General features: G+C 56.8%; 9 protein-coding genes. 1 reads left to right on the forward strand and 8 read right to left on the reverse strand.

What is annotated here, in order from left to right; all coding sequences use genetic code 11:
• Positions 1–55: 55 nt before the first annotated feature.
• From pyrG to rlmD, 4 genes are all read right to left on the reverse strand, one after another.
• Entirely contained in the window at positions 56–1693 is a 1638-nt protein-coding gene (gene pyrG / locus K6958_RS16370; protein ID WP_249892098.1) for a glutamine hydrolyzing CTP synthase, read from the reverse strand.
• Positions 1694–1896: 203 nt separating this feature from the next.
• A complete protein-coding gene (gene mazG / locus K6958_RS16375) occupies positions 1897–2688 on the reverse strand; it encodes a nucleoside triphosphate pyrophosphohydrolase (RefSeq protein ID WP_249892099.1) in 792 nt (263 codons plus the stop codon).
• A gap of 62 nt (positions 2689–2750) precedes the next feature.
• A complete protein-coding gene (gene relA / locus K6958_RS16380) occupies positions 2751–4982 on the reverse strand; it encodes a GTP diphosphokinase (protein WP_249892100.1) in 2232 nt (743 codons plus the stop codon).
• A gap of 28 nt (positions 4983–5010) precedes the next feature.
• Positions 5011–6327 carry a 23S rRNA (uracil(1939)-C(5))-methyltransferase RlmD gene (gene rlmD, locus K6958_RS16385; RefSeq protein ID WP_249894716.1) on the reverse strand — a complete coding sequence of 439 codons (1317 nt, stop codon included), beginning with the start codon at positions 6325–6327 and terminating at the stop codon, positions 5011–5013.
• A 91-nt stretch (positions 6328–6418) separates the two neighbouring features.
• Here rlmD and barA point away from each other — a divergent pair, with 91 nt between their 5' ends.
• On the forward strand, positions 6419–9148 hold the full coding sequence (gene barA, locus K6958_RS16390; protein ID WP_249892101.1) for a two-component sensor histidine kinase BarA: 2730 nt from the start codon (positions 6419–6421) through the stop codon (positions 9146–9148).
• On the opposite strand, the gene K6958_RS16395 is transcribed toward barA, so the two are convergent.
• From K6958_RS16395 to gudD, 4 genes are all read right to left on the reverse strand, one after another.
• A complete protein-coding gene (locus tag K6958_RS16395; protein ID WP_249892102.1) occupies positions 9139–10287 on the reverse strand; it encodes a glycerate kinase in 1149 nt (382 codons plus the stop codon). The two genes, barA and K6958_RS16395, sit on opposite strands and share 10 nt — an antisense overlap.
• Before the next feature lie 83 nt (positions 10288–10370).
• Positions 10371–11261 carry a 2-hydroxy-3-oxopropionate reductase gene (gene garR / locus K6958_RS16400; RefSeq protein ID WP_249894717.1) on the reverse strand — a complete coding sequence of 297 codons (891 nt, stop codon included), beginning with the start codon at positions 11259–11261 and terminating at the stop codon, positions 10371–10373.
• Positions 11262–11274: 13 nt separating this feature from the next.
• Positions 11275–12036, reverse strand: a complete 762-nt coding sequence (garL, locus tag K6958_RS16405) for a 2-dehydro-3-deoxyglucarate aldolase (protein WP_249892103.1) — start codon at positions 12034–12036, stop codon at positions 11275–11277.
• A 25-nt stretch (positions 12037–12061) separates the two neighbouring features.
• A complete protein-coding gene (gene gudD / locus K6958_RS16410; RefSeq protein WP_249892104.1) occupies positions 12062–13402 on the reverse strand; it encodes a glucarate dehydratase in 1341 nt (446 codons plus the stop codon).
• Between the last annotated feature and the right edge of the window lie 4 nt (positions 13403–13406).

Genomic DNA, 13406 nt, shown 5'->3' on the forward strand with positions numbered 1-13406 from the left:
AGCTAAAACTCTGACAAACAATGCGCGAAAAGTTCGCGCATTGTTATAAAAATGCTTACTTCACTTGATGCTTCTGGTACTCGCTGGCGGCTTTGACAAAGCCGGCAAACAGCGGGTGACCATCGCGGGGCGTTGAGGTAAATTCCGGGTGGAACTGACACGCAACAAACCACGGGTGGTTCGGGTTTTCGATAATCTCAACCAGCTGATTGTCACCTGAACGGCCTGCAATACGCAGACCCGCCGCTTCGATAGGTTTCAACAGCATATTGTTGACTTCATAGCGGTGGCGATGACGCTCAACGATAGTGTCGGAGCCGTACAGCTGGCGCACCAGGCTATTTTCGGTCAGCTGGCACTGCTGGCTGCCGAGGCGCATGGTGCCGCCGAGATCGCTCTGCTCGCTGCGCACTTCAACGTTACCGTTTTCATCGCGCCATTCGGTAATCAACGCCACCACCGGATATTTACAGTCTGGCACAAATTCCGTTGAGTTGGCATCAGCCATACCCGCAACGTTACGAGCGAATTCCATCAGCGCAACCTGCATACCCAGGCAGATGCCCAGATAAGGAATATTGTTTTCACGCGCATACTGAGCGGTGAGAATTTTGCCTTCGATACCGCGCGGACCAAAGCCGCCCGGCACCAGAATCGCATCCAGACCTTTCAGCACTTCAACGCCGCGTGATTCCACATCCTGTGAATCGATCAGCTTGATGTTAACCGTGACGCGGTTTTTCAGGCCGCCATGCTTCAGCGCTTCAATCACGGATTTATAGGCATCCGGCAGTTCGACATATTTGCCGACCATGCCGATGGTCACTTCACCGCCCGGATTAGATTCTTCGTAAATCACCTGCTCCCATTCAGAGAGGTTAGCTTCCGGCACGTTCAGGCTGAATCGTTTACAAATATAATCGTCCAACCCCTGTGATTTCAACAGGCCAGGAATCTTATAAATGGAATCAACGTCTTTTAGCGAGATAACCGCTTTTTCCGGCACGTTACAGAACAGCGCGATTTTTGCGCGTTCGTTGGCCGGTACGGCGCGATCGGAACGGCAGATCAGCACGTCAGGCTGGATACCAATAGAGAGCAACTCTTTAACGGAGTGCTGAGTCGGCTTGGTTTTGACTTCACCCGCCGCGGCCATATAAGGCACTAACGTCAGGTGCATATAAAGGGTATGTTCGCGGCCGACATCCACCGCCATCTGACGGATAGCTTCCAGGAAAGGCAGCGATTCGATATCGCCGACGGTACCGCCGATTTCCACCAGCACCACGTCGTGGCCTTCGCCGCCTTCGATAATGCGCTCTTTGATAGCATTAGTGATATGCGGAATAACCTGGATGGTAGCGCCAAGATAATCACCGCGGCGCTCTTTGCGCAGCACCTCAGAATAGATGCGGCCAGTGGTAAAGTTATTGCGACGCGTCATCCGAGTGCGGATAAAGCGTTCATAGTGACCTAAATCGAGATCGGTTTCGGCGCCGTCGTCGGTAACAAATACCTCACCGTGCTGCGTCGGGCTCATGGTACCCGGATCCACGTTGATGTACGGGTCCAGCTTCATGATGGTCACGTTCAGGCCACGCGCCTCGAGAATGGCTGCGAGGGAGGCTGCGGCAATGCCTTTACCCAGAGAGGATACGACCCCGCCGGTCACAAAAATATAGTTCGTTGTCATGCTGAACCTGAGAGTTGAGGTTTAAAGACGGTGGAATAACCAGGACGGGAAAACAGTATACCGGATTCGCCCTTCAGCCACAATTGATCATTGCCGCCGTCGCCATACCTGATGACGGCCTACCTTAACCGGGTAAGGCGCCGCAAGGGTTGATTTGAGTCATGATGCGCCGACATTTTTCGCCAAAAGCTGAAACGAGTAAGCTAAAGCGCTTTCTCACCCGCTTTTACCTGCTGCCAGGCGGATTCCATCTGCTCCAGCGAGGCGTCGCTCATGCTCATGCCCTGCGCCGCGATAATCTGTTCGACCTGACGAAAACGACGCTCAAATTTCACATTGGCTTTTTGCAGCGCGGTCTCCGCTTTTGTGCCGAGATGACGCGCCAGATTCACGGTCGCGAACAGCAGATCGCCGACCTCTTCTTCCAGCTTCGCCTCATCCACCACCGCCTGCTGCGCTTCGTGCATGACCTCATCGATCTCTTCATGCACTTTATCAACTACCGGGCCTAACGAATGCCAGTCAAAGCCTACGCTGCGACAGCGCTTTTGTATTTTTTGCGCGCGCATCAGCGCCGGCAGCGCCTGCGGAATATCATCCAGCGCCGAATGCTGCGCTTTCTCTGCCCGCTCCTGCTGCTTAATCTGTTCCCAGTTATGCAGCACCTCGGCGCTATCCTTTACCTGCGCGTCGGCAAAAATATGGGGATGACGGCGCTCCAGCTTATCGGCTATGCCATGACAAATATCATCGAAGGTAAAACGCCCCTCTTCACGCGCCATCTGGGCATAAAAGACCACCTGAAACAGCAGATCGCCCAGCTCGCCGCGCAGATCCTCGTAATCTTCGCGCTGAATGGCGTCGATCACCTCATAGGTCTCTTCCAGCGTATAAGGGGCGATGGTGGCGTAAGTTTGCTGACGATCCCATGGGCAGCCGTGCTGCGGATCGCGCAGGGTCTGCATAATAGTCAGCAGACGATCAAGAGCAGTCATAGTAAAACCTTAATATCAGGAAGCGGGACCGGCATACCGCAACAGCGCGGCATGCCGGATGATTAATGCAGACGTCGGGCGTCGATGATGTCGGGAACCTGATTAAGGCGCGCCAGCACGCGTCCCAGCACCTGCTGATTATAAATCTCGATATCCATATCAATGGTTGCCAGCTGTTTACGCGTATCGCTGCGGCTGGATACGCCCAGCACGTTCACCTTCTCGTTGGCGAGAATGGTGGTGATATCACGCAGCAGCCCGCTGCGATCGTTGGCGGTTACGCGCACCACCAGCGAATAACCGCTGGAATAGCTTTCGCCCCACACCGCATCGACGATGCGCTCCGGCGCGTGCGACATCAGCTCCGCCAACTGATCGCAGTCGGCGCGGTGAATGGAAATCCCCCGCCCCTGCGTAATAAAGCCGACGATATCATCACCCGGAATCGGCTGACAGCAGCGGGCGATATGGTGCATCAGATTACCCACGCCCTCCACCACCACGCGGCCGCTCTCTTTCCCGGAGCGCTGCGGCGTATGGGTTTTCTGCGTCAGCTGGCGCAGCGCCTCACGGTCTTCCTCTTCCGCGCTCGGCTTATTCAGCTTCGCCTGCAGGAAATTAACCATCTGATTCAGGCGAATATCACCGCCGCCGATCGCCGCCAGTAATTCATCCAGCGTGCCGACGTTATAGCGCGGCAGCAGCAGCTTCTCCGCCTCTTTCAGGCTGATATCCAGCTGATTCAGCTCGTTATCCAGAATCTGACGGCCGGCCACGATATTCTTATCGCGATCCTGCTTGCGGAACCAGGCATGAATTTTGGAACGCCCACGGCTGGTAGTGACATAGCCGAGATTAGGGTTGAGCCAATCGCGGCTTGGGTTAGGCTGTTTTTGCGTGATGATTTCAATCTGATCGCCCATCTGCAGCTGATAGGTAAAGGGCACGATACGGCCGCCAATCTTGGCGCCGATGCAGCGATGTCCGATATCGCTGTGAATATGATAGGCGAAATCCAGCGGTGTCGAACCCGCCGGCAGATCGACCACGTCGCCCTTCGGCGTAAACACATACACGCGATCGTCGAATACCTGACTGCGCACCTCTTCCAGCAGCTCGCCGGTATCCGCCATCTCTTCCTGCCAGGCGATCAATTTACGCAGCCAGGCGATACGTTCCTCATGGCCATGTGCGCCGCGCGCCTGACCGCCGGAACCCTCTTTATATTTCCAGTGGGCGGCCACCCCCAGCTCGGCGTCTTCATGCATCTGACGGGTGCGGATCTGTATTTCGACCGTTTTGCCGCCGGGGCCGAGCACCACGGTATGAATCGATTGATAGCCGTTTGGTTTCGGGTTAGCCACGTAGTCATCAAACTCATCCGGCAGATGACGATACAGCGTATGCACAATCCCCAGCGCGCCGTAACAATCCTGCAGACGCTCGGCGACAATGCGCACTGCGCGCACGTCAAACAGTTCGTCAAACGCCAGCGACTTTTTCTGCATCTTGCGCCAGATGCTGTAGATATGTTTGGGGCGGCCGTAAACCTCCGCCTTTACGCCTTCGCGCGTCATTTCGGTGCGCAGGCTTTCGACAAAGGTCTCGATATACTGCTCGCGGTCGATACGGCGCTCATGCAGCAGCTTAGCGATACGTTTATATTCGTCAGGATGAAGATAGCGGAAGCAGAAATCTTCCAGCTCCCACTTAAGTTGCCCGATGCCGAGACGGTTGGCCAACGGGGCGTAGATGTTGGTACACTCTTTCGCCGCCAGCACGCGCTCATCTTCCGGCGCATCCTTCATTTCACGCAGATGGGCGATACGCTCGGCCAGCTTGATTACCACGCAGCGGAAATCTTCCACCATCGCCAGCAGCATGCGGCGTACGTTATCCACCTGCTCGGAAGCCATTGAATCGTTATGGATCGCTTTCAGCTGGCGAATCGCATCCATATCGCGCACGCCATGCACCAGCGACACGATCGCTTTGCCGAAGGTCTCTTCCAGCTTCTCTTCCGACACCACGTCGGCATCTGCCAGCGGGAAAACCAGCGCAGCGCGCAGCGTATCGTTGTCCATGCTCAGCATCGACAGGATTTCGACCATCTCGATGCCGCGCCACAGCAGCAAAGCCTGATCGGGATGCGCCTGGGTTACGGCCTCACAGTAGCGCCAGGTATCGGCCAGTCGTTCACTTGATTGCGGGTTAACGATCCCCAAACTGGTGATCCATTCATCGAGCGCGAACTCACCCGCCGTATTCAAATGTGCGCTTCTTACCGCAACCATAACCTCTCCTGGCAACCTGTAAAGATACTTATGTTTTACTGAATAGCACCATGGATTCAAGATGACCGGTATGAGGAAACATATCGAGCATCGCCACCCTTTCCAAACGGTAACCGGACGACAGCAGTACCTGGCTGTCGCGGGCAAGTGTAGTCGGGTTACAGGAAACGTAAACAATACGTTGTGGCGCAAGTTTAGCAATATGCTGCATTACGCCGCCTGCGCCCGCCCGGGCCGGATCCAGTAATACCTTGTCAAAACCGTGCGCCGCCCAGGGCTGACGCGTCACATCTTCTTCCAGGTTCTCATGAAAAAAGGTGATGTTTTCGAGACAATTCTGGCTGGCATTATACGCACCTTGCGTGGTTAAAGCTGCTACGCCCTCCACACCCACAACATTTTGTGCGAACTTTCCCAGCGGTAAGGTGAAATTTCCCATGCCGCAAAACAGATCTACTATGCGATCGCCTGGCCGGGGATCGAGCCACTCCAGCGCCTTTGCCACCATTTTTTGATTTACCGCGTCATTAACCTGAATAAAATCGCGCGGACTAAAGCTCAGCTTCAGTTGATGTGACATATAGTATGGCGCTTCGCCGCTCACCTGCTCCAGCTGTTCGCTATCCGGTGCCAAAAACAGCGCCAGCCGGTGTTCATGCGAAAAACGTTCCAGCTTTTGCCGATCGTCGGCGCTTAATGGATCAAGATGGCGCAACACCAGCACCGGACCATTATCCGCCTGCACCAGCTCGACATGCCCCAGACGCCGTACCGCCTGCAGCGAAGAGAGACACGCTTTGAGCGGCACCAGCAACGCCTCAAGTTCGGGCTTCAAAATGGGGCAACAATCAACTGAAACCAGCTCATTGGAAGCGGTTTTACGAAAGCCCATCGTGAGCGTCTGCGTTTTTGCCTGATATTGCAGCCCGAGGCGCGCGCGGCGGCGATAACCATAAGCGCTGTCGCCGATAATCTCATCCACTGCGGTGGGTTGCCCGGTTTCCCGCGTCAACAGATGGGCCAGCGCCCCGGCCTTGCTCTGCTGCTGCAGAGCCTGCGAGGCGTGCTGCTGCTGACAACCGCCGCAAACGGTAAAATAAGGGCAGCGCGGCGTAACGCGTTGCTCGCTGGGCTGTAAAATCCGCCGTGCGCGCCCGCGTGCGTACTGGCGCTTATCCTCCTGTAGCTCAACCTCAACCTGCTCGCCCGGCAGCGCGCCGCTGACAAACAGCGTTTTGCCCTGATGGCGAGCCACCCCCTGACCGAAGGCATCAAGATCGTGAATAGTGACCGTAATTGTTTGTCGGGTCGTCACACGTCGTTTTGCGGAGTAGAATTGCGCCATAGTGGAATCGAATCTCTGAATAATTGCTATGCGAAGTAACGCCAGTTGGATGGCGTTATTGCCCGGCATAATTGTCTCATACCGGACTACCATGACCAAATACAGCCTGCGGGCAAGGATGATGATTTTAATACTGGCGCCGACCTTAATGATTGGCCTGCTGCTCAGTACGTTTTTTGTGGTGCATCGCTATAACGAGCTGCAGCGTCAGTTAGTAGATGCCGGAGCTAATATTATCGAGCCGCTGGCGGTTTCCAGTGAATATGGCATGACGTTTCACAGCCGCGAATCGGTGCGCCAGCTGGTTAGCCTGCTGCATCGCCGCCACTCCGATATTGTGCGCGCCATTACGGTCTTTGATGATAAAAACCAGGTATTTGTCACCTCTAACTATCATCTGAACCAGGAACTGCTACGCCTGGCGGATGGCGCTAAGCTGCCCAATCTGACGGCGATTGAGCGCCGCGGCAATCTCATGGTGCTGCGTACGCCGGTGGTCTCGGAAAGTTATTATCCCGATGAGTCGCCAGGACAGGATGCCAAGCCCACCGGCAATCCGCTGGGCTACGTGGCGATTGAGCTGGATCTGCAATCGGTCAGGCTTCAGCAATATAAAGAGGTGTTTGTCTCTACGCTGCTGCTGCTGTTTTGCCTCTGTATCGCCATGATGTTCGCCTATCGTCTGATGCGCGACGTGACCGGGCCAATTCGCAATATGGTCAGCACGGTGGATCGCATTCGTCGCGGCCAGCTCGACAGCCGCGTTGAAGGCTATATGCTCGGCGAGCTGGATATGCTGAAAAACGGCATTAACGCCATGGCGATGTCGTTAACCGCCTACCATGAAGAGATGCAGCAGAATATCGATCAGGCGACATCCGACCTGCGCGAAACGCTGGAGCAGATGGAGATTCAGAACGTCGAACTGGATCTGGCCAAGCGCCGGGCGCAGGAGGCCGCGCGCATTAAGTCGGAATTCCTTGCCAATATGTCGCACGAACTGCGCACGCCGCTAAATGGCGTGATCGGCTTTACGCGCCAGACCTTAAAAACCCCGCTCACCTCTACCCAGCGCGATTACCTGCTTACCATCGAGCGATCGGCGAATAATCTGCTTAGCATCATTAACGATGTGCTGGATTTTTCGAAGCTGGAAGCCGGCAAGCTGGTGCTGGAATCTATTCCGTTCCCGCTGCGCGCCACGCTGGATGAAACGCTGGTGCTGCTGGCACCCTCTGCCCATGATAAAGGGCTGGAGCTAACGATTAATGTTCAGGGCGAGGTACCGGATAATGTGATCGGCGATCCGCTGCGTCTGCAGCAGATCTTAACCAACCTGATAGGCAACGCGGTGAAGTTTACCGAGCGTGGCAATATCGATATTCGGGTGGAAAAGCGCGGCCTGAGCAACAGCAGCGTCGAGCTGGAAGTGCAGGTGCACGATAGCGGAATCGGCATCGCCGAAAAGCAGCAGTCGCAGCTGTTTGAGGCTTTTCGCCAGGCCGACGCCAGTATTTCCCGGCGTCATGGCGGCACCGGGCTTGGGCTGGTCATTACGCAGAAGCTGGTAAAAGAGATGGGCGGCGATATCGCATTTCATAGCCGCCTTGGTCAGGGGTCAACCTTCTGGTTCCATGTCAGCCTGGCGTTGAATCCGAACGCCGCCAGCGATCCCCGAGCGTTGGATGGGTTGCGCGGCAAGCACATTGCCTATGTGGAGGCGAATCCGGCCGCAGCGCAGGCGGCGCTGGATATCCTGAGCTCCATGCCGCTTAGCGTCAGCTATAGCCTGACGCTCGAAGGGCTAACCGAGGCGCGTTACGATATGCTGCTGGTGAGTTTGCCGGTAAGCCAAAGTACCGACAGCGTGCTGTCGCAGGCGTTTATTAACAGCCTGAAGGCGCGCGCCGACTGCGTCATTATGGCGATGCCCAGCCAGATGCTGTTACAGGCGGAGCTGTTAAAAACGCGCGGAATTGATGCCTGTTTATGTAAGCCGGTGACCCGCACGCGGCTACTGCCGATTATGCTCGATCTGCATGCGCGCAAACTCTATGATTTGCCCGCTCGCGCCCGACTGCCGCTGGCGGTCATGGCGGTAGATGATAATCCGGCGAACCTGAAGCTAATTGGCGCGCTGCTGGAGGAGCAGGTAGAAAATATCGTGCTATGCGACAGTGGCGAAAAAGCGATTGAGGTCGCCCGACAGCAGGCGCTGGATATTATTCTGATGGATATTCAGATGCCGGAAATCGATGGCATTCGCGCCAGCGAGCTGATTAGGGAACTGCCTCAGCATGCCAATACGCCGATTATCGCGGTGACCGCCCATGCCATTGATGGCGAGCGCGAACACCTTATTAAAGCGGGCATGAACGATTATCTTGCCAAGCCGATTGATGAGGTGAAACTGAGTCACCTGCTGGCGCGTTACTCTCCCACCCTGCTGCCGGGCACCCCGGAAGCACCCGCCGTTTCGCCTTCGCTGGACTGGCAGCTGGCGCTGCGTCAGGCGGCGAACAAGCCCGATCTGGCGCGCGATCTGCTGCGCATGCTACTGGATTTTCTGCCGGAGGTGCAGGCGAAAGTGGAACTGAGCCTGGCGGAAAATCGTCAAAACGGGCTACGGGAAATTATTCATAAGCTGCACGGCAGCGCCAGCTACAGCGGGGTGCCGCGCATGAAACAGCTGTGTCGGCAGATTGAGCATAGCCTACGGCTGGATGGCGATGTCATGGCGCTAGAGCCTGAATTGCTGGAGCTGCTGGATGAGATGGAAAATGTGGCGCAGGCGGCGCGCCACATTCTGAGTCAGTCCTGAGTATCATCCTGACCGATTTTCAGGGTCGCGGCGATATTGCGTGCCGTCATGCGCACGTTTTGCGCCGCGTTATCCAGCGCCTCTTCCAGCGTACAGATGGAATAGATCACGCTGTATACCGCATCCAGCCCGTGTTGATGAACTACGCCGACATCCGCCGTCAGGCTGCCGGCAATACCGATCACCGGCTTGTTATAACGTTTTGCCACTTTCGCCACGCCAATCGGCACTTTGCCGTGCACGGTCTGGCTGTCGATACGCCCTTCGCCGGTGATCACCAGCGTGGCATCCTTCACTAACGCATCAAGGCCTAACGCTTCGGTGACAATTTCAATACCGCGCCGCAGTTCCGCCTGGCAAAAAGCGTGCAAGGCGGCGCCCATGCCCCCCGCCGCGCCGCCACCGGGAATATGCAGTACGTCGATATCCAGATCGCGTTGAATAATCTTCGCATAGTGCGCCAGCGCGTTATCAAGCTGGGTCACTAGCGCCGGCGTCGCTCCTTTTTGCGGGCCAAAAATCGCCGAGGCGCCCTCATCGCCCGTCAGGGGATTGGTCACATCGCAGGCCACCTCGAAGCGACACTGACGCAGACGCGGATCGAGCTGGCTGATATCAATGCGCGCCAGCTGCGGCAGCGCGCCGCCGCCGTAGCCGATCTGCTCATCCTGAGCGTTAAGCAGCCTGGCGCCCAGTGCCTGTACCATTCCGGCGCCGCCATCGTTGGTCGCGCTGCCGCCGATGCCGATAATAAAATGCTGTACGCCGCGATCCAGCGCGTTAGCGATAAGCTCCCCGGTTCCCCAGGAGGTGGTCACCAGCGGATCGCGGCGCGCAGGCGGCACCAGCTCCAGGCCGCTGGCGGCCGCCATCTCAATAAACGCGCAGCTTTCATCGCCAGACAAGCCATAAAAAGCCTCCACCGGCTCGCCCAGGGGACCGGTGACCCGTAACCTGACGATTTTACCCTGCGTCGCCGCGACCATCGCCTCTACGGTGCCTTCACCGCCATCCGCAACCGGCAGCTTGACATATTCAGCATCGGGAAAGATTGCACGAAAGCCGTTTTCAATCTCCGAAGCGACCTGCAGGGCGGATAAACTCTCTTTGTACGAATCCGGTGCAATAACGATTTTCATAAATAGTCCGAGCGCTGTTGAGCTGGCCGCAGCCAGAGAACGAAGCCGGTCAGCCTGACCGGCTCTGTAACCGGTGCGGATGGCTAGCGTGAAATTTCAACCTTCGCTAACTTCTCATAATAGCAGGCCAGCGCACTGTGGTCGGAGGTGCCCATGCCATCCGCTTTCAACGCCTGCATCATTTCCATAACGGTGGCGGTTAGCGGCAGCTGTGCGCCAATGCCGTGTGAGGTATCCAGCGCATTGCTCAAATCTTTAATATGCAGATCGATACGGAAGCCCGGCTTGAAGTTGCGATCCATCACCATCGGTGCTTTAGCGTCCAGCACCGTGCTGCCCGCCAGCCCGCCGCGGATAGCCTGATAGACCAGATCCGGGTTGACGCCCGCTTTTGTCGCCAGGGTTAACGCCTCGGACATTGCGGCAATGTTCAGCGCGACAATCACCTGGTTCGCCAGTTTGGTGACGTTGCCTGCGCCGATATCGCCGGTATGCACCACCGAGCCGGCCATCGCTTTCATCAGATCGTAATAACGGTCGAAAATCGCTTTATCGCCGCCTACCATTACCGACAGCGTGCCGTCGATCGCTTTGGGCTCGCCGCCGCTTACCGGCGCGTCCAGCATGTTGATGCCCTTTTCCGTCAGCGCCTGATGGATTTCACGGCTGGCCAGCGGCGCGATAGAGCTCATATCAATCAGTACCGTGCCGGGTTTCGCCCCCTCAATGATGCCGTTTTCGCCCAGCGCTACCTCTTTGACATGCGGCGAGTTCGGCAGCATGGTAATGATGACGTCGCACTGTTCGGCCACCTCTTTCGGCGTTTTCGCCGTGGTGGCGCCCAGTTCAACCAGCTCTGCCTCGTTTTGCGTATTGGAATCACGAACCACCAGCGTATAACCCGCTTTCACCAGGTTTTTGCTCATCGGTTTGCCCATGATGCCCAGGCCAATAAATCCAACTTTCATTGTTATTCCCCTTGTTAAGCTATTTTTTAAAACGATCGCAAAGCGCCTGCGTGGCATTACGGAAGACGCCCAGATCGCTTCCCACGGCGACAAAGGTTGCTCCCCATTCAAGATAACGGCGTGCGTCAGCCTCGACCGGCGCCAGAATGCCGCTCGGTTTGCCGGCGGCTTTCGCCCGCGCAAAAATATGCTGAATGACTTTTAACACTTCTGGATGGGCGGGCTGCCCAAGATAGCCAAGCGCGGCGGAGAGGTCGCCTGGGCCGACAAAAATGCCGTCCACGCCCTCTACCCTGGCGATGCTGTCAAGATTGTCCACGCCCTGCTGACTTTCAATTTGCACCAGCACGCTGACATTACTGTTGATATCGAGGTTGTAGTCCGGCAGCGTACCGTACATGTTGCTGCGATGCGAAACCGAGACGCCGCGAATCCCGGCGGGCGGATAGCGTGTCGAAGCAACGGCCAGCGTCGCCTCCTCTTCGCTTTCAACGAACGGAATTAAAAAGTTATAAAAACCGATATCCAGCAGACGCTTGATAATCACCGGCTCATTGCTGGGTGGGCGCACCACCGCCGCGCTGGGGCTGCCTTTCAGCGCCATCAACTGCGGCACAAAGGTGGTGATATCGTTCGGCGCATGTTCGCCATCCAGCACCAGCCAGTCAAAACCCGCCAGGCCGAGAACTTCCGTAGTAATAGGGTTCGCCAGCGAACACCAACTGCCGATCAGCGTTTCACCGCTCAGAAGACGCTGACGAAAACGGTTAGGATAAGACATTCTGTTTCCTCTCGGTTAAGCGCGCTTAGCGCACCAGGCACGGACGTTTGTTATTAAAGCTCCAGTTAGGCACCAGGAATTGCATCGCCTGCGCATCATCGCGCGCGCCCAGCCCGTGCTTCTGATAAAGTTCATGCGCCTTCATCACCTGATCCATATCCAGCTCGACGCCCAGGCCCGGCTTCTGCGGCACCTGCACCATGCCGCCTTTGATCTCCAGCGGCTGCTTCGTCAGGCGCTGGTTGCCTTCCTGCCAGATCCAGTGCGTATCAATGGCGGTAATATTGCCCGGCGCGGCGGCGGCGACATGGGTAAACATCGCCAGCGAAATATCGAAGTGGTTATTGGAGTGGGAACCCCAGGTCAGGCCGAACTCATGACACATTTGCGCCACGCGCACCGAACCTTGCATGGTCCAGAAATGCGGGTCGGCCAGAGGAATATCGACCGATTGCAGCGACAGGGTATGTCCCATCTGACGCCAGTCGGTGGCGATCATATTGGTGGCGGTGGGCAGGCCAGTGGCGCGGCGGAACTCCGCCATCACTTCACGTCCGGAATAGCCCTGCTCGGTGCCGCACGGGTCCTCTGCGTAGGCCAGCACGTTGCGCAACTGTTTGCCCAGCTTAATCGCCTCTTCCAGCGACCAAGCGCCGTTGGGATCAAGCGTAATGCGCGCCTGCGGAAAACGCTGCGCCAACGCGGTTACCGCTTCCGCCTCTTCGCTGCCAGCCAGCACGCCGCCCTTCAGTTTGAAATCGTTAAAACCATATTTCTCATACGCTGCCTCAGCCAGCCTGACCACCGTTTCCGGCGTCAGTGCCTCTTCGTGACGCAGGCGATACCAGTCGCAGCGGGCCGATGGCTCGCTCTGATAGGGCAGCGTGGTTTTGCGGCGATCGCCCACGTAGAACAGATAGCCCAGCATTTCAACCCGATCGCGTTGCTGCCCTTCGCCCAACAGGCTGGCGACGTTAACGCCCAGAAACTGCCCCAGCAGATCAAGCAGCGCCGCTTCAATGCCGGTCACCACGTGGATGGTAGTGCGCAGGTCAAAGGTTTGCGTGCCGCGCCCGCTGGCGTCGCGATCGGCAAAGGTAGTACGCACCTGGCTGAGCAGGTTTTTATATTCGCCCAGCGTATGGCCGACCAGTAGCGCCGCTGCCTCTTCCAGCGTCTGGCGGATTTTCTCGCCGCCGGGAATTTCACCCACGCCGGTATGGCCTGCGTTATCTTTGATGATCACAATATTACGGGTGAAGAAAGGCGCATGCGCCCCGCTCAAATTGAGCAGCATACTGTCGTAGCCGGCAACCGGGATGACCTGCATAGCGGTAATTTTCGGCGTGGCGTTCTGTTGGCTCATGGTC

It is taken from the genome of Mixta hanseatica (genome assembly GCF_023517775.1).
GTDB lineage: Bacteria > Pseudomonadota > Gammaproteobacteria > Enterobacterales > Enterobacteriaceae > Mixta > Mixta hanseatica.

Bases quoted from the DNA above. Each gene is read 5' to 3' on its own strand.
- gudD (WP_249892104.1), bottom strand. From the start codon at position 13,402: ATGAGCCAACAGAACGCCACGCCGAAAATTACCGCTATGCAGGTCATC.
- rlmD (WP_249894716.1), bottom strand. From the start codon at position 6,327: ATGGCGCAATTCTACTCCGCAAAACGACGTGTGACGACCCGACAAACA.
- pyrG (WP_249892098.1), bottom strand. From the start codon at position 1,693: ATGACAACGAACTATATTTTTGTGACCGGCGGGGTCGTATCCTCTCTG.
- relA (WP_249892100.1), bottom strand. From the start codon at position 4,982: ATGGTTGCGGTAAGAAGCGCACATTTGAATACGGCGGGTGAGTTCGCG.
- mazG (WP_249892099.1), bottom strand. From the start codon at position 2,688: ATGACTGCTCTTGATCGTCTGCTGACTATTATGCAGACCCTGCGCGAT.
- K6958_RS16395 (WP_249892102.1), bottom strand. From the start codon at position 10,287: ATGAAAATCGTTATTGCACCGGATTCGTACAAAGAGAGTTTATCCGCC.
- barA (WP_249892101.1), top strand. From the start codon at position 6,419: ATGACCAAATACAGCCTGCGGGCAAGGATGATGATTTTAATACTGGCG.
- garL (WP_249892103.1), bottom strand. From the start codon at position 12,036: ATGTCTTATCCTAACCGTTTTCGTCAGCGTCTTCTGAGCGGTGAAACG.